This window comes from Nocardioides sp. NPDC004968 (assembly GCF_040608935.1).
Lineage (GTDB): Bacteria > Actinomycetota > Actinomycetes > Propionibacteriales > Nocardioidaceae > Nocardioides.
This window is the reverse complement of the sequence record NZ_JBEXJF010000008.1, coordinates 119,895-135,600: the sequence shown is the minus strand read 5'-3', so window position 1 is coordinate 135,600 and position 15,706 is coordinate 119,895. Positions and strand designations below refer to the sequence as shown.

The 15,706-nt window shown below is 68.4% G+C and carries 14 protein-coding genes; 4 read left to right on the top strand and 10 right to left on the bottom strand.

What is annotated here, in order from left to right; all coding sequences use genetic code 11:
* The gene (locus tag ABZU72_RS11490) at window positions 1–678 is read right to left on the bottom strand and encodes a TetR/AcrR family transcriptional regulator (protein ID WP_355018985.1); all 678 of its coding nucleotides are present in this window, start codon (window positions 676–678) and stop codon (window positions 1–3) included.
* 44 nt (window positions 679–722) lie between these two features.
* Between ABZU72_RS11490 and ABZU72_RS11485 the strand changes: the two genes are divergently transcribed.
* On the top strand, window positions 723–2,138 hold the full coding sequence (locus ABZU72_RS11485; protein ID WP_355018984.1) for a serine hydrolase domain-containing protein: 1,416 nt from the start codon (window positions 723–725) through the stop codon (window positions 2,136–2,138).
* Here the strand turns inward: ABZU72_RS11485 and ABZU72_RS11480 are convergent.
* The 4 genes from ABZU72_RS11480 to ABZU72_RS11465 form a co-directional block, all read right to left on the bottom strand.
* On the bottom strand, window positions 2,120–3,409 hold the full coding sequence (locus tag ABZU72_RS11480) for a DUF222 domain-containing protein (protein ID WP_355018983.1): 1,290 nt from the start codon (window positions 3,407–3,409) through the stop codon (window positions 2,120–2,122). The two genes, ABZU72_RS11485 and ABZU72_RS11480, sit on opposite strands and share 19 nt — an antisense overlap.
* Before the next feature lie 360 nt (window positions 3,410–3,769).
* Window positions 3,770–5,140 (bottom strand): pyridoxal-dependent decarboxylase, encoded by a 1,371-nt coding sequence (locus ABZU72_RS11475; protein WP_355018982.1) that lies wholly within the window; start codon window positions 5,138–5,140, stop codon window positions 3,770–3,772.
* Between the two features lie 19 nt (window positions 5,141–5,159).
* Complete coding sequence (locus ABZU72_RS11470; protein ID WP_355019031.1) at window positions 5,160–5,813, bottom strand: response regulator transcription factor; 654 nt, start codon at window positions 5,811–5,813, stop codon at window positions 5,160–5,162.
* A 5-nt stretch (window positions 5,814–5,818) separates the two neighbouring features.
* Complete coding sequence (locus ABZU72_RS11465) at window positions 5,819–6,766, bottom strand: sensor histidine kinase (RefSeq protein ID WP_355018981.1); 948 nt, start codon at window positions 6,764–6,766, stop codon at window positions 5,819–5,821.
* 101 nt (window positions 6,767–6,867) lie between these two features.
* Between ABZU72_RS11465 and ABZU72_RS11460 the strand changes: the two genes are divergently transcribed.
* A complete protein-coding gene (locus ABZU72_RS11460; protein WP_355018980.1) occupies window positions 6,868–8,154 on the top strand; it encodes an ArsB/NhaD family transporter in 1,287 nt (428 codons plus the stop codon).
* On the opposite strand, the gene ABZU72_RS11455 is transcribed toward ABZU72_RS11460, so the two are convergent.
* Window positions 8,136–8,687 carry a CGNR zinc finger domain-containing protein gene (locus tag ABZU72_RS11455; RefSeq protein WP_355018979.1) on the bottom strand — a complete coding sequence of 184 codons (552 nt, stop codon included), beginning with the start codon at window positions 8,685–8,687 and terminating at the stop codon, window positions 8,136–8,138. The two genes, ABZU72_RS11460 and ABZU72_RS11455, sit on opposite strands and share 19 nt — an antisense overlap.
* 38 nt (window positions 8,688–8,725) lie before the next feature.
* Here ABZU72_RS11455 and ABZU72_RS11450 point away from each other — a divergent pair, with 38 nt between their 5' ends.
* Entirely contained in the window at window positions 8,726–9,688 is a 963-nt protein-coding gene (locus ABZU72_RS11450) for a DMT family transporter (protein ID WP_355018978.1), read from the top strand.
* A gap of 55 nt (window positions 9,689–9,743) precedes the next feature.
* Here ABZU72_RS11450 and ABZU72_RS11445 read toward each other — a convergent pair whose 3' ends face one another.
* The 4 genes from ABZU72_RS11445 to mce all read right to left on the bottom strand — a co-directional run bounded on the left by ABZU72_RS11445 (window position 9,744) and on the right by mce (window position 14,363).
* Window positions 9,744–10,943, bottom strand: coding sequence for an AI-2E family transporter (locus ABZU72_RS11445; RefSeq protein ID WP_355018977.1), 1,200 nt, complete (start codon window positions 10,941–10,943; stop codon window positions 9,744–9,746).
* Window positions 10,940–12,094, bottom strand: coding sequence for a hypothetical protein (locus ABZU72_RS11440; protein WP_355018976.1), 1,155 nt, complete (start codon window positions 12,092–12,094; stop codon window positions 10,940–10,942). The genes ABZU72_RS11445 and ABZU72_RS11440 overlap by 4 nt, the downstream gene beginning before the upstream one ends.
* 319 nt (window positions 12,095–12,413) lie before the next feature.
* Window positions 12,414–13,754, bottom strand: a complete 1,341-nt coding sequence (gene ccrA, locus ABZU72_RS11435) for a crotonyl-CoA carboxylase/reductase (RefSeq protein ID WP_355018975.1) — start codon at window positions 13,752–13,754, stop codon at window positions 12,414–12,416.
* A 159-nt stretch (window positions 13,755–13,913) separates the two neighbouring features.
* Window positions 13,914–14,363 (bottom strand): methylmalonyl-CoA epimerase, encoded by a 450-nt coding sequence (mce, locus tag ABZU72_RS11430; protein ID WP_355018974.1) that lies wholly within the window; start codon window positions 14,361–14,363, stop codon window positions 13,914–13,916.
* Between the two features lie 144 nt (window positions 14,364–14,507).
* On the opposite strand from mce, the gene ABZU72_RS11425 reads away from it, so the two are divergent.
* A complete protein-coding gene (locus ABZU72_RS11425; protein WP_355018973.1) occupies window positions 14,508–15,695 on the top strand; it encodes an acetyl-CoA C-acetyltransferase in 1,188 nt (395 codons plus the stop codon).
* The last annotated feature ends 11 nt before the right edge of the window (window positions 15,696–15,706 follow it).

The window sequence follows — 15,706 nt, the reverse complement described above, 5'->3', positions numbered from 1 at the left end:
CTAGGACGGCGGGCAACGCCAGGGCTTGATGGGGTCCGTCCTGGTCGGCGGCTGAGACTCTTTCGCGCATCGGCCGACGAACACGCTCGCCATCCGGGCGGCGATGGCGGCCCTCGCTCGGCTCCGGGCACCATCGTCCTGGTCGAGGAGTAGGCGCGCGGCGAGCCCTTGGGTCAGGGCGAACGCAGCCTCCCCTTCGAGGAGGCTGTCGGTCTCGGGGGTGACCTCCCCGCAGGCCATCCCGTTCCTCACCGCCTGGGTGATCCGGTCGCGAAGTCGCCGGTCGAAGGTCCGCTGGTGCTCTGCGAGGGTCGGACTGTCGAGCGCGAGGCCGGCGAAGGCGTGCCGGAGATAGGTCTCGTTCCGGTGGGTGGGGCTCAGCGGAAGCAGTTCCAGCAGACCTGCTCCCAGCATGTGTTCGATCCGCGCATGGTCGCGCTCCGCGCGGATGATCGCCGCGTCGACCCGACCCTCGATGTCGCCCAGCAGACGGCTCAGCGTGTCGGCCAGCAGCGACTCCTTGGAGTCGTAGTAGTGCTGCACCAGGCCGACGGAGATGCCTGCGGCCTTGGCTGTCCCGGCGATGGTCACGGCACCGAGCCCGGAGGCGAGTGCAAGCTCGCGTACACCCGTGGTGATCTGGGCGCGTCGGCTGTCATGGTCTGCGGTCCTGGGCATAAATCAGATGATAACAATATGTCCATATGGTTATTCTCGAGGGCATGGATGTTTCTCGACTTCTGGCAAGTGCCTTCGCTGCCGCGGCGGCCGCGACCGTGGTGATCACCTCTCCGGCGTCAGCGGATGTGCCGACGGAGGTGGATGATGCGGTCGAGGCGTACGTCGAGAGCTGGCGCGAAGCCAACGGCGTTCCAGGTGCGGCGGTCGCGGTCATCGACGGCGACGAGGTGCGGACCTACGTCTCGGGCGAGGACGGTGACGGGACTCCGGTGTCCCGCGCGACTCCGTTCCTGGTGGGTTCGGTCGCCAAGACCTTCACCAGTGCGCTGGTGCTCGGCCTGGTCGAGGACGGCCGACTCCGACTCGACGATCCAGTGGACCGGTATCTGACATGGCTGGACGCGCCGCGAGTCACCGTGCGTCAGCTACTCACGCACACGGCCGGCTATACCGCCCTTGACGGACTCGCTGTCTCGGAGCGGTTCGACAACGGACCCGGTGCGCTGCGTCGGGCGGCCCGCGATCTCGAGCACAACGGGACGCCGGGGGAGTACGCGTACAACAGCGCCGACTACCTCGTGCTGGGCGCCTTGGTCGAGGAGGTCACCGGCAGGTCGTTCGCTGCCGTCGCGGAGGAGTCCCTCTTCGGGCCGCTCGGGATGAAGGACACCAGTGCCGATGCCGACGATGCTGCGGCGCTGCCGGCCGGTCATCGCCACTGGTGGTCGTGGACGCGGGCCTACCAGCCCGGCTTCGACGAGTCCGGCGCCTCCTACGGGTACGTCATCTCGACGATCGATGATCTGGTGGTGTACGCCCGGGCCAATCTGGCTGGTCAAGTACTGCCGCCCAACCTCGAGAGCGACGCCTGGAGCATTCAGGAGGTCACCGGGCAGGGGCGCGGCTATGGCTACGGCTGGAGTGTCCAGGACGGTGATCGCCGCCGTGTTCACCACACCGGTGCCACCCCTGGGTACTTCGCTCATCTCTCCCTCCTCCCCGGAGAGGACCGGGCTGTGGTCGTGCTGGCCAACTCGTACGCCGAGAAGCGCGCGCCGAGCCTGAGTGCCGCGGCTGCGGACATCGACGAGATCGCGCGCGGGGGATCGGCAACCGTCAAGGACGGTGACCCGTTGCTGTCTGCAGCGCCTTGGCTGTTGGCCGGATCCGTCCCGATCGGTCTGTTGCTCGCTCTGGCCGCCCGTCGCATCCCGGGTTCGTCGCCGCTCAGCTGGGTCTGCGCGGTAGCTGCGGGCTTGGCTGCGATGGGCCTGATTCTGCTGCCGAAACTGCTGGGCGCGTCGTTCGGCTTCGCCGTCATCTGGTTGCCCGATCTCGCCGTCGGTGTCGCGGCAGGCAGCGTGACACTGCTGGTCGTGGCGGTTTCTTGCGTCATTCGCCGGGGAAGTCTTCGTCGTCGTACGTCCGACGCGGTGGATCAGGCCGCGAGGGTGTGATCGCGGAGCACGCGGCGCAGCCTGAGCTCTGCTGGCGATGGTGGCGGATCTGGTGCCCAGGTGTCGGGCGGCGGGCTGGTGTAGGTGTGGCCCGTGGGTGTGGTGGTGATGATGGTGCCGTCGGGTATTGGCCTGGCCCGCCATCCGAGGGCTTCTTTGGCCTGGTTGCATCGTTCGCACAGGCCCTGCAGGTTCTCGGCGCTGGTTTCGCCGCCGTCTGCGTGGCGTTCGACGTGGTCGATGTTGCGGATCGGGGCATCGCAGCCGTTGGTGCGGCAGATCCCGCCGTCACGGGTCGCGATGAACTCCGCGAGCCCGTCGGGTGCTTTGCGGGCACGTGATTCCATGGCGACCAGTTGCCCGGCGGGGTCGGTGAACAGGCGACGGACGAACACCTCCGCGTCGGCGAGCGCCTCGCGGGCCCACGTTGCGGGGACGGGTCCGTAGCCCTCGACCATGGCCGGCTGATCGCCGGTGTTGGTGAGGGAGTCGGCGGTCATCACGATCTTGACCTCGATCCGGGGCTTGGCTCCCTCAGTGCGGCCGGTGACTCGGTCGACGAGGGTGTCGGCCATGACCTGACCCCGGCTGCGTTCATCGCCGGCAGCGTGGGCAGCCTTCGCTGCCTGGTCCAGTGCGGCGTAGACGGCGACGCCGTCCTTGACGGGCAGGAGCGCGCCGAGCCAGGTCATCGTGTCCGGTGCCGGGCGGAGGCTGACGCGGCGGTCTTTCACGGCGTTCGCGGCCCGGGCCATGACAGATGCCTGGTCGAGCGTGATGGCGATCGTCTTGGCGGCGTTCTCGAGCTGGCGTAGCCCCATCGACACCGCACGAGCCGGTTCACCGTTCAAGCCGGGTGTGCAGAGCTCCTGGTCGATGACCCGACGGTCCTCCACCGACAAGCAGGCGGTTTCGCGGGCCAGGATGGTGGCCTGCCATTGCGAGAACAGCCCGGCCTTCATCAGGGCGAAGGTGTGCGGCATCTCGGTGGTCAGGATCTTCGCGAGCCCGAGCAGTTTGGCGCCCTTCTCGGGTGAGACCCGCCGCGCCAAGGCGATCTGGGAGGCCACCCCCTCGCCCAGCCTCCGGGCAGGTACCCCGGCCTCTGATTGGCGGGCTCGGACGGCTTCGTCGAGACGTACCGCCGCTTGTGCCTGCACAGCCTCGGCGGTGCACTTGACCGCTTCGAGATGCGAGATCCAGTCGACCAGCTCACTCTCGGACGCACCCGGGGGCGGCCCTGCGAGGAGGTGGTCGATGGTCTCGTACATGCGCCTTATTATATGCGATCGAGTACCCAGGCGCGACCTATTTGTGCTGGTCAGATGACAGTTACGCAGTCAGCGAACAAGCAACGGAGTCCTGCGCCACTCTCTCGCCGCCGCCCCGATATAGGCGAAATCTTTCTCGATCGGGTGCCGGGTCAAGGATGGCCGAAGGCCACCGCGAAGCGGCGCCCGAAGGGCGTCCTTGACGCGGTGCACGATCGAGAAACACTCAAATCAAGGGTCGGCGGCGAACCCTGAAACGAAGAACAGTCACCAAGCGAGGTTTCCCGAAGAAGCGGACCGTGTTGGTCTCGACACGCCTCCGCCTAGCGGCTCCGGCGGCTCGACCAGCGGGCGGACCGGCTATGACAGTAGCCGCCGGAAGACCTCGACGATGCGGTCCGCATCCGCCTCGGACGTACGCCAGTTACTGAACGCCAGCCGCAGCGCGGGAGTGCCGTGATGAACCGTAGGAGTCACGAAGGTGACGCCGGTATCGGCGACCCGGCGAGCGAGCACGGCAGGATCGCCGGGAACCTGAAGGCAGACGATGTTGAGCCGGACAGGCACAAGCAGTTCGACGCCGTCGATCTCGGCAAGAAGCCTCCCGACCCGGCGAGCAAGAGCAATGGTGCGCTCGACGATCTCGCGGTGGCCCTCGCGGCCGTAGGCGTACAGGGTGAACCAGGCAGGCAGGGCGCGCAGGCGCCGGGAGCTCTCCGGGGTGAGGTGTACGAAGTCGGGGGAAGAGCCGGGGAGACCGATGTAGGCCGAGGCGTTGCTGAAGACGCGAGCCTGCAAGTCCGAGTGGCGGCTGAGCTGGATCGCGGAGTCGTAGGGGACGTTGAGCCACTTGTGCAGGTCGACGCAGATCGAGTCGGCGCGGGAGAGGCCGGCGACGAGGTGGGCATGCGCGGGGGAGAGGGCAGCGAACGCGCCGAAGGCGCCGTCGACGTGCAGCCAGAACGGGAACTCGTCGCGGAGGTCGACGATGGCGTCCAGGTCGTCGAAGTCGCCGGTGTTCACGGTGCCGGCGTTGGCGACGACGATCACGGGCCGGCCCTCCTGTTCGCGCAGCGCGGTCCGCAACGCATCGACGTCGACCGCATCCCGGTCGGGGAGGAGAGCGACCGGCTGGAGGCTGTCGCGACCCAGCCCGAGCACGGAGAGCGCCTTGGAGACGGTGGAGTGGGCGGCGCCGGAGAGCACGACGACCCCACCGAGCGCCGCGACGCCCTCGGTCGACACCGACACCCCGAGCCGGTCGCCGAGCCACTCGCGGGCCAGCGCCAGCCCGGTGAGGTTGGACATGGTCGCGCCGGTGACGAACGCTCCGCTGAAGTCGTCTGGAAGGTCCAGCAGGTCGAGGACCCAGCGCACCGTCTCGCGTTCCAGGTCGCTGGCGGCGGAGTCCTGGACCGTGATGGTGTTCTGGTCGAAGACCGAGGTCAGCCAGTCGCCGGCGACCGCGGCCGGGGTCGCCCCGCCGGTGACGAAGCCCAGGTAGCGGGGGCCGGCGCTCGCCGAGAGGCCGGGTGCCCAGCGGGTCTCGAAGTGGCGCAGGGCGGCCTGGCCGCCGAACCCCCGGGCCGGAAGCCGCTCGACGGAGGGCGGGCGGAACGGAGAGGTCACCGGCCGGCGGTCGAGCCCGGCGATGATCTCTTGTGCGTAGTCCTGGATCGCGCCGAGGAGATCGGTCATCCCGGCGAGGTCCGTGTCGAGCCGTGGGTCCATCCTTCGACGGTAGGCCTTCTCAGGGCTCGATGAGACCTGCTCTGATGGCATATCGCGTGACTTGGGTGCGATCGCGGAGGCCCAGCTTGGCGAGGATGTTCTCGCGGTGCCGCTCGACGGTCTTGTAGGAGATCGTCAGCTCGCGGGCGATCTCCCGGGTCGAATGGCCCTCGGCGATGAGCTTGAGCACCTCGTCCTCGCGCTCGGTCAGCACCGTGCGCGGCAGACTCTCGCCACGGTTGAGGCGGTCGAGATAGTCGCGCACCAGGGCACTCATCGCCCCGGGATAGACAAAGGCTTGCCCCCGAATAGCGGTACGGCACGCCTTGACCAGATCCTCGTCGGCGACCGACTTGAGGACGTACCCGCTGGCGCCGACCTTGAGCGCCTCGAAGAAGTACTGCTCGTTGTCGTGCATCGAGAGCATCAGCATCTTCGGAGGCGTACGCATCCGGGCGATCGTGCGCGCGGCCTGCAGTCCGGTCATGCGGGGCATGGCGACGTCGAGGATCACCAGGTCGACCTCGACGTCGCGCAGCCCCGCGACGGCCTCGGCTCCGTCGGCGGCCTCGGCGACCACCTCGAGGTCCGGCTCGGCGTCGAGGATGAGGCGGACCCCGCGGCGTACGAGGGTGTGGTCGTCGGCCAGCAGGATCCGGATCTTCGCGGGCATGGGAGTCACAGGGGTACCTCCAGTCGGACGGTGGTGCCGCGGCCGGGGGTGCTGGTCACGCTCAGGTCGGCACCCACGAGCAGGGCCCGCTCCCGCATGCCGCTGATCCCGGCGCCGGCCACGAGGGCGGCGCTGCCGCGGCCGTCGTCGGAGACGGTGAGGACGACCTTGTCGCCGACCTTGCACAGGGAGAGCTCGGCGGTGGCGGCGCGGGCGTGGCGTACGACGTTGGTCAGCGCCTCCTGGGCGACCCGGTAGATCACCAGCTCGCGGTCCTGGGGCAGCTCGGGAAGCCCGCGGCCGATGGTGCGGCGTACGGTCGTGCGGCCCAGGGCGCCGACATCGGTGGCCAGCGAGGCCAGGGCGGCGTGCAGGCCGAGGTCCTCGAGCACGCCCGGCCGCAGCTGGCGGGCCACCCGGCGTACGTCGTCGATGCCGGTGCGCGCGGACTCGCGGACGGCGGCGAGCTCGGGGCGTACTTCCTCCGGCACCTGTCGCTCCAGCCCCTTGAGCCCCAGGAGTACGACGGTGAGCGACTGTCCCACCTCGTCGTGGAGCTCCTGGGCGATCCGGTGTCGCTCCGCCTCCTGCGCGGCGAGCGCCTTGGCGTTGCTGGTGCTCCGCTCGGTCTCCAGCCGCTCCAGCATCGCGTTGTAGCTGGCCACCAGACGGGCGCCGGCTCCCTCGCCCTGGGTCGTCAGCCGCTGGTCGGGGGAGAGGTGGTCGACCGAGTCCATGGTGCGGATCACCCGGTCGATCGGCGCCAGGCTGCGCAGCAGCAGGAGCGCGTTGAGGGTCGCCATCGCCGCCAGCCCGACCGCGAGCACCACGGCCTCTGAGGCCAGGACGCGCTCGGAGACCCGGGCAGGGGACAGCGCCAGGACCAGGGTGCCGACGCAGAAGACGGTGCCGTTGGTCAGGCAGACCCGCCAGTAGAGCGGTAGATGACTCATACAGCAACCCTGACATGTCCTCTGGTCAGGACTTATGGGTGGCAGCACCCATTCGGATCGAGTCTCCGGTAACGGAGGGTCGATGGCATGGAGCTCAACGCATGATCGTGTACGCAGCGGTGGCCGTCTTCATCGTCACCTACGGCCTCATCGCCACCGAGCGCGTCCACCGCGTCGCCGCCGCCCTGGGTGGCGTCGCCGCGATGGTCGCGCTCGGGATCATCGATGCCGAGTCGGCCTTCTTCAGTCATGAGACCGGGGTCGACTGGGACGTCATCTTCCTGCTCTTCGGGATGATGGTGATCGTCGGTGTCCTCAAACAGACGGGCCTGTTCGAGTTCCTCGCGCTGTGGGCGGTCAAGCACTCCGGCGGCCGCCCGGCGCGCCTGGCGACGCTGCTGATCCTGGTCACCGCGGCGCTCTCGCCGATCCTCGACAACGTGACCACCGTGCTGCTGGTCACGCCGGTGACCCTGTCGGTCTGCGAGCGGCTCGGCCTGAACCCGATGCCCTACCTGATCTCGCTCATCCTGGCCGCCAACGTCGGCGGCACCTCGACCCTGATCGCCGACCCGCCCAACATCATCGTGGCCAGCCGGGCCAACCTGACCTTCGACGACTTCCTGATCCACTCCCTGCCGCTGTGCCTGATCCTGCTGGTCGTTCTGATCGGGCTGGTCCGGGTGCTCTTCCGGCGTGACTTCCGTGGCCGGGTCGACCTGGACGGCCTGATCGAGCCGCCCGCCTCGGCGATCCACGACCGCGGGCTGCTCTACCGCTGCCTCGCCGTCCTGGCCCTGGTGATGCTCGCCTTCGGCCTGCACACCGAGCTCCACCTGGACCCGTCGATGGTCGCCATGCTCGGCGCCGGCGCGATGGTGGTCGTCTCCCAGACACAGACGGAGGCGTTCTTGGAGGAGGTCGAGTGGTCGACCCTGGCCTTCTTCATGGCGCTCTTCGTGCTGGTCGGCGGGCTGGTCGAGGTCGGTGTGATCGGGTCCCTCGGGACGTACGCCGCCGAGCTGATGGGCGACAACGAGCTCGCCGGGGTGACCGGGCTGATGATCGGCTCGGCCGTCGTGGGCGGATTCGTCGACAACATCCCCTACACCGCGGCGATGGTGCCGATCGTGGAGGAGATGGTGGCCTCGACGCCGTCCTCGGGCGCCGACAGTCCGCTGTGGTGGGCCCTCGTCTTCGGCGCCGACCTCGGTGGCAACACGACCGCCGTCGCCGCCGGTGCCAACGTGGTGGTGCTCGGCCTCGCCGCCAAGGCCGGTCACCCGATCAGCTTCTGGAAGTTCACCAGGTACGGCATCGTGGTCACGATCGTGACCCTCGCCGTCGCCTGGGTCTATGTCGCCCTCCGCTACTTCGTGCTGGCCTGACGTTCGCGGTAAGCCGCGACCGCGTTGCGGTTGGTGCACGTCGGCGAGCAGTAGCGCTTGGAGCGGTTGCGGGAGAGGTCGACGACCACGCCGGCACAACCGTCGTCGGCGCAGATCGAGAGTCGGGACAGCTCGTCGGCGCGGATGACGTCGACCATGGCCATCGCGGTCTCGACGGCGATCCGCGTGGCCAGTGGGGCGTCGGGCTCGGTGGCGTGGATGTGCCAGTCGTAGTTCGTGTGGCGGACGAGCTGAGGAGTCGCGCTGTGCTCGGCGAGCATCTCGTTGGTCAGCCGCACGGCCTCGTCGCGCTCTGCGGTGAGGAGGTCGCGGAGCCGGACGCGGAGGGCGCGGACCTCGTCGAGCTCGGCGCGGTCGCGGTCGTGCCGCCCGGTGTAGTCGTACGTCACGAAGAACTCGTCGAGGGCTGCCACGGTCTCCAGCTCGTCGACCGAGCCGGGGGAGAGGGCGAGGGTGTTCGCCAGCGCCGCGGCTGCCTGGAGGCCTACGTCGGTGTCATGGGTGAAAACCATGTTGACACATTACCGCGTCGCTGGGATCGTCATGTGTCATGACGACTTTGACCAATGACGAGGCGGTGCCGCAGAGCACGCAGAAGACGCCGCTGGTGGCTGCCGGACTGCTCATGGCGGTCGTCTCGGCGGTCACGTTCAGCCTCTCGGGACCGCTGGGACGCGGCCTCTTCGACACCGGCTGGTCGACGGGCGGCGTGCTGGTCTTCCGCGTCGGCATCGGCGCCGTCGTGCTGGCCCCCTTCGCGCTGCGCGCGCTCGCCGGCCGGTGGCGGGGTGTCGCCGCGAGCTGGCGGGTCGTGGTGGCGTACGCACTGCTGGCCATCGTGGTGCCGCAGTTCGCCTTCTTCTCGGCGGTGCAGTGGATGGCGGTCGGGCCGGCGCTCCTGCTGGAGTACATGGGGGTGGTGCTCGTCGTCGCCTGGATGTGGCTGCGGCACGGCGAGCGGCCCTCGCGGCTGACGATGGTCGGCGCCCTGGTCGCGATCGCCGGGCTCGTGCTCGTCCTCGACCTGGTCAGCGGCGCGAACGTGCACCCGCTCGGCATCATGTGGGGCTCCGCGGCCGCCGTCGGTCTGGCCGGCTACTACGTGCTCAACGCCCACTCCAGCACCACGCTGCCACCGCTCGCGCTGGCTTGGCTCGGCCTGACCGGGGCCACGGCTCTGCTCGTGCTGCTCTGCCTGATCGGGGCCATCCCGTTCGCGATGGAGACCACGCCGGTGGTCCTGGCGGGCCTGGAGATGCCGTGGTGGGGCCCGCTGATCGGCCTCGGCGTGCTGACCTGCTCAGTTGCGTACGCCACCGGGATCGCCGCCACCCGCACCCTCGGTTCGCGGCTCTCGTCCTTCGTCGGGCTCCTCGAGGTCGTCTCGGCAGTCGTCGTGGCCTGGCTGCTGCTCGGCGAGGCGCCCGGCCTCATCCAGCTCATCGGCGGGCTGGTCGTGCTGGTCGGCATCATCGCGGTCCAGCAGGGAGAGCAGTCGACGACCGCCTCCTGACAACGCGAAGCGCCGCACGCATCGGCTGCGTGCGGCGCTTCACAGGTGGGTGGAACTAGCGCTCGTCCTGAGCCCTGACGTAGACCTCACGGATCAGCATCAGGATGGCGGCCGCCGTCGGGATCGCCAGCAGGGCGCCGACGACACCGAGGAGCGAGGCACCGATGAGGGCCGCGATCACCGTGATGACGCCGGGGATGTCGACCGAGCGGGACATGACCCGCGGATAGACGATGTAGTTCTCGAACTGCTGGTAGGCGATGTAGAAGATCACCGCGATGAGGCCGGTCTTCAGGTCGGTCGTCGCGAAGGTGATCGCGCAGACGATGATCGCGCCGATGGTGGCCCCGATCATCGGGATCACGTCGGTGATCATGACGACGAAGGCCAGAGCGACCGCGTATTCGCCCATCCCGATGACGAAGAGCAGCACCAGGGTGGACAGACCGGCGCACAGCGCGACGATGAACGCCCCGGAGACATAGCCCCCGATGCCCTCGAAGACTCGGTCACCGAGCTTGCCGACCCGCTCGCGGCGTGAGGCCGGGGCGAGACGGTAGATGGCGTTCTTCGTCTGGTCGTAGGCGGCGATGAAGTAGAGCGTCAGGACGATGACGATGAAGCCCGTGACGAGCACGTTGATCACCGCCAGGCCCACGCCGAGCGCCCCGCCGAAGGCACTGCTGACGAAGTCGCCACTGGCGACGTAGTCCTGCACCTTGTCGAGGATCTGGTAGTCCTCGTTGAACTGCTGGATGCGCTGGTTGCGCTGCAGTTCGTCGATCCAGTCCGGGACGTTGGCCGAGATCTTGGCGACCTGGTCGCTGATCACCGGCACGAGCGCCACGAAGAAGAGCACGAGGGCGCCCAGTACGCCGAGGATGACACTCAGGACCGCCCACGGCCGTGGGAAGCCACGCCTCTGCAGGAACACCACCATCGGATTGATCCCCGCGGCGATGAAGAGCGAGACCACCACCTGGAGGATCACGCTCCCCATCGTGGTGAGGAGGTTGCTCGCTGCGTAGGCCGTCAGCAGGCCGAGGCCCAGGAGCAGCCCGAACAGGTAGGGCGACCTCCTGTCGAACGGCGGTCCGGGCTTGCCGAACTTCTTGTCGCGCTCGCTCTCTTCAGGCTCCGGCTCCTCGACGTCGATCGCGGCCTCGCTGTCGACCGTCGCGTCGTCGGTGGAGTCGGTCTGGGCAGACGTCGTCTCCGGACCGTCCGCAGGACGGTCGGCAGCGGCCCCGCTCACCGGCTCTCGGTCGCAGTCTCGGGCTCGCGGATAGCGGTCTTCTCGGAGGGCTCGTCGTAGTCGTCGTAGTCGTCGTCGTCCGAGTCGACCAGGGTGACGCTCTCATCGACCACCAGCTCACCGTCGACGATGTCCTCGTCGTCGGTGATCGGCTTCGGTGCCTCCAGCTCAGCCGGGTCCTCGGTCTTGCCGAACCCGGAGACCAGATCGGTGAGCGAGGAGAGCTGAGCGGCGATCGCGTCGCGACGCTTGGTGAGACGGTCGACCTCGGCCTTGATGATCGCGTGGCCCTTCTCGGCCTCGACGGTCGCGGTGGAGGCGAGGTGGTCGGCCTCGGCGCGAGCCTTGGACAGGATCGCCTCGGCGTCGCGGCGGGCGCGAGCGATGATCCCCTCGGACTCCTTGGCCAGCTCGGCGCGCTGGTCGGCGACGTGCTGGGCAGCGATCCGGGCCCGCTCCTCGGCGTCCGCGGCGCGGGTCTCGCCCTCGGTCACGATGCGGGTGGTCTCGGCCATCGCCTGGTCGTGGTGGTCGGCGGCCTCGCGGGCGAGACGCTCGCGCTCGACGGCGAGCATCCGCCGGGCCTCCTGGACCTCGCGGTCCGCGCCGGCGCGTGCCTTCTCGACCTCGCGCTGGGTCGACGTACGCAGCTGGGTGACCTCCTGCTGCACGGCGAGCCGGATCTGGTCGGCCTCGCGCTTGGCGGCGGCGAGCAGCTCGTCGCTCTCGGCCTGCACCATCTTGCGGGCCTGCTGGACCTCCGAGGTCACCTTCTCGCGGTGATCGTCGATCTCCTTGTAGTGCGTCGTACGCAGCGCCTCGATGTCACGCTGGGCGGACGCCTTGGTCGCGGCAGCCTCACGCTGGGCGGCCTCGCGGATGACCGCGGCCTCCTTCTCGGCGGACTCCTTGACCGCGGCGGCCTCCTCCTCGGCCAGCCGGAGCATCGCGCTCGCGCGACCACCCAGGGAGGCGTAGGAGGGGGCTTCGTTGCCCTGGGTGGCGGCGGCCTTGAGGTCGGTGACCTTGCGCTCGAGCTCGGCGATGCGGCGCTGGGCGTTGCGCAGCGCCGACTGACCCTGGCCGTTGGCCTGGAGCAGCTGCTGCACCCGCGCGTTCACCGTGCCGGGGTCGTATCCGCCACGCCGCACGACCGGGAAGGCTGGGAGTGAGCCTGGAGCCGGTGGAGCCGAGTTGTGGCCGGAGCTGGGCGATCCGGACGCGCCAGGAACCCGAGGGAGAACCTGCGTCTCCGTCGAGTCCTGGTCGGGCTTCTTCCGAGGCTCGGAAGCCTCGTTGAAGATGGATAGTCCCTCATTCGTCATTTGTGGCGGATTCCTCACACTTTAGGGGGGTTTGTGTCTTGCCCTCTGCTCCCAAAGGGCAAGACTACGGCCGGTCACCCCTCGCGCAAGGGGAGACCGGCCGTGAATCCAGTCTCAAATGGGCTATTTACCCGGGCTCGACGTCTCAGATTCCGCGGAACAGGTTGATCTTGTCGATGTGAGCCGCGCGCTTCTCCTCGTCGAGGACGCCGAGGCCCTCCTCGGGAGCGAGACAGAGCACGCCGACCTTGCCCTGGTGCTTGTTGTGGTGGACGTCGAGAGAGGCCTGGCCGACCTCCTCGAGGGTGTACGTCCGCGACAGCGTCGGGTGGATCTTGCCCTGGGCGATGAGGCGGTTGGCCTCCCACGACTCGCGGTAGTTCGCGAAGTGGCTGGAGATGATCTTCTTGAGGTTCATCCACAGGTAGCGGTTGTCGTACTCGTGCATGTAGCCCGAGGTCGACGCGCAGGTGGTGATGGTGCCGCCCTTGCGGGTGACGAACACGCTCGCGCCGAAGGTCTCGCGGCCCGGGTGCTCGAAGACGATGTCGATGTCCTCGCCGCCGGTGAGCTCGCGGATGGCCTTGCCCAGGCGCAGCCACTCCTTCGGGTTCTGCTTGGTGCCGTCCTCGTTCCAGAACTTGAAGTCCATCTCGGAACGGTTGATGACCATCTCGGCGCCCATGTTGCGCACGATCTTGGCCTTCTCCTCGTTGGAGACCACGCAGACCGGGTTGGCGCCGCCGTTGAGGGCGTACTGCGTCGCGAAGCCGCCGAGGCCGCCGGAGGCGCCCCAGATCAGGACGTTGTCGCCCTGCTTCATGTTGCCGCCGTTGGCGGAGACGAGCTGGCGGTAGGCGGTGCAGTTGACCAGGCCGGGGGAGGCGGCCTCCTCCCAGGTCAGGTGCTCGGGCTTCGGCATGAGCTGGTTGGCCTTGACCATCGCCACGTCGGCGAGGCCACCGAAGTTGGTCTCGAAGCCCCAGATGCGCTGGGAGGGGTCCATCATCGTGTCGTTGTGGCCGTCGGGGGCCTCGAGCTCGACCGAGAGGCAGTGGGCGACGACGCGGTCGCCGGGCTTCCACTTGGTCACGCCGGCACCCACGGCCAGCACGACGCCGGACAGGTCGGAGCCGACGACGTGGTAGTCGAGGTTGTGGCGGGCGCCGAGCTCGGACTCCTTGCCGTAGCGCTCCAGGAACCCGAAGGTGGAGACCGGCTCGAAGATCGAGGTCCACACGGTGTTGTAGTTGATCGCGGACGCCATCACCGCGACGAACGCCTCGCCCGGACCGAGCTCGGGCAGGGCGACATCCTCGACGTGGATGGACTTGCGCGGGTCCTTCTCCTTGGTCGCGACGCCCTCGAACATGTCGACCTCGTCCTTGTGGACGGTTGCGGCGCGGTAGTGGTCGGGGATCTCGAGGTTCGCAAACTCCTCGCCGGGCGTATCGCCGGCGAGAATCGCGTCGAGGATGTGTTGCATGGTCGGCTCCTGCGTCGTCGTAGGGGTCGCGGTTGACTCTAGTTCGCTGGACATTACTGGTGAGTAACCGCAATGACCAGCCTGATGTGACACATGACTCTTGGATCGTTCATCTCGACGAGCTCGATACAGCGCACGTGCCGTGGTGGACCCTCGGGATCAGTGGGCGGTGTTGGCGGCCGGCTCGACGAGCTCGACCAGGACGCCGCCGGCGTCCTTGGGGTGGATGAAGTTGATCCGGGAGTCGGCGGTGCCGCGTCGCGGTGCGTCGTAGAGAAGGCGTACGCCGCGCTCCTTGAGGATCGCCGAGACCTGCTCCACGTCGGTGACCCGGTAGGCGAGCTGCTGCATGCCGGGGCCGTTGCGGTCGAGGAACTTCGCGATGGTGCTGTTCTCGTTGAGCGGGGCGAGCAGCTGGAGCTTGTTGTCGGAGTCGCCGATCGCGATCATCGCCTCCTCGACGCCCTGCTCCTCGTTGGTCTCGCGGTGGGCGAGCTTCATGCCGAAGGTCTTCTCGTAGAAGTCGATCGCCGCGTCCAGATCGGCGACGGCGAGACCGACGTGGTCGATCTGGGTGAACAGGTGCGATGGGATTTCCACGGATGTCATGGGCCTACTCTCCTTGAGGTCGGGCTCAACGGGCACAATGTGTGATGACAGCCACACCAGGCTGTCCCCAACACTCTTCCCACTGAGGTTACTAATTAGTAACCTCAGTGCAGATCAGCACCACCCAACATTCTTGGAGGACCCATGTCCAACGTCATCGTCGCCGGGGCACGTACGCCGATCGGCCGCCTGCTCGGCGGGTTCAAGGGCCTGTCCGCGGCCGATCTGGGCGGCATCGCCATCAAGGGCGCCCTCGAGAAGGCGGGCGTCTCGCCGGATCAGGTCGACTACCTGATCATGGGCCAGGTTATCCAGGCCGGTGCCGGCCAGAACCCGGCGCGCGCCGCGGGCATCGCCGGCGGGCTGCCGATGAACGTGCCCTCGATCACCATCAACAAGGTCTGTCTCTCCGGCCTCAACGCCATCGCCACGGCCGACCAGCTGATCCGTGCCGGTGAGGCGGAGGTCATCGTCGCCGGCGGCATGGAGTCGATGACCAACGCGCCGCACCTGCTGCCGAAGTCGCGCGAGGGCTTCAAGTACGGCGACACCACGCTGGTCGACGCGATGGCCTACGACGCGCTCTACGACCAGGCCACCCAGCAGGCGATGGGCGGGCTGACCGAGCAGATCAACTCCGAGGGTGTGAAGCTCACCCGCGAGGAGCAGGACGCGTTCGCCGCCACGTCGCACCAGCGCGCCGCCGCGGCCCAGAAGAATGGCGTCTTCGACGACGAGATCGTCCCGGTCTCCATCCCGCAGCGCAAGGGCGACCCGATCGTGATCAGCGCCGATGAGGGCGTACGCGGCGACACCACCGCCGAGTCGCTCGGCAAGCTCCGTCCGGCGTTCTCCAAGGACGGCACGATCACCGCCGGCTCCGCCTCGCAGATCTCCGACGGTGCTGCCGCCGTCGTGGTCATGTCGAAGGAGAAGGCCGAGTCGCTCGGTCTGGAGTGGCTGGCCGAGATCGGCGCCCACGGCATGGTCGCCGGTCCTGACTCCTCGCTGCAGCTGCAGCCGGCCAACGCCACCGCCAAGGCCCTCGAGAAGGAGGGCATCACCGCCGCCGACCTCGACCTCGTCGAGTTCAACGAGGCGTTCGCGGCCGTCGGTATCGAGTCCACCAAGAAGCTCGGCCTCGACCCCGAGATCGTCAACGTCAACGGCGGCGCGATCGCCCTCGGTCACCCCGTCGGCATGTCCGGGACGCGAGTCGTGCTCCACCTGGCCCACGAGCTCAAGCGCCGCGGCGGTGGCACCGGTGCCGCCGCGCTGTGTGGCGGTGGCGGTCAGGGCGACGCCCTGATCGTGCGTGTCCCCAAGGCCTGAGCCATCTCTGA

Coding starts and splice junctions, on each gene's coding strand:
- ABZU72_RS11490 (WP_355018985.1), bottom strand. CDS start 678: ATGCCCAGGACCGCAGACCATGACAGCCGACGCGCCCAGATCACCACG.
- ABZU72_RS11485 (WP_355018984.1), top strand. CDS start 723: ATGGATGTTTCTCGACTTCTGGCAAGTGCCTTCGCTGCCGCGGCGGCC.
- ABZU72_RS11480 (WP_355018983.1), bottom strand. CDS start 3,409: ATGTACGAGACCATCGACCACCTCCTCGCAGGGCCGCCCCCGGGTGCG.
- ABZU72_RS11475 (WP_355018982.1), bottom strand. CDS start 5,140: ATGGACCCACGGCTCGACACGGACCTCGCCGGGATGACCGATCTCCTC.
- ABZU72_RS11470 (WP_355019031.1), bottom strand. CDS start 5,813: ATGCCCGCGAAGATCCGGATCCTGCTGGCCGACGACCACACCCTCGTA.
- ABZU72_RS11465 (WP_355018981.1), bottom strand. CDS start 6,766: ATGAGTCATCTACCGCTCTACTGGCGGGTCTGCCTGACCAACGGCACC.
- ABZU72_RS11460 (WP_355018980.1), top strand. CDS start 6,868: ATGATCGTGTACGCAGCGGTGGCCGTCTTCATCGTCACCTACGGCCTC.
- ABZU72_RS11455 (WP_355018979.1), bottom strand. CDS start 8,687: ATGGTTTTCACCCATGACACCGACGTAGGCCTCCAGGCAGCCGCGGCG.
- ABZU72_RS11450 (WP_355018978.1), top strand. CDS start 8,726: ATGACGACTTTGACCAATGACGAGGCGGTGCCGCAGAGCACGCAGAAG.
- ccrA (WP_355018975.1), bottom strand. CDS start 13,754: ATGCAACACATCCTCGACGCGATTCTCGCCGGCGATACGCCCGGCGAG.
- mce (WP_355018974.1), bottom strand. CDS start 14,363: ATGACATCCGTGGAAATCCCATCGCACCTGTTCACCCAGATCGACCAC.
- ABZU72_RS11425 (WP_355018973.1), top strand. CDS start 14,508: ATGTCCAACGTCATCGTCGCCGGGGCACGTACGCCGATCGGCCGCCTG.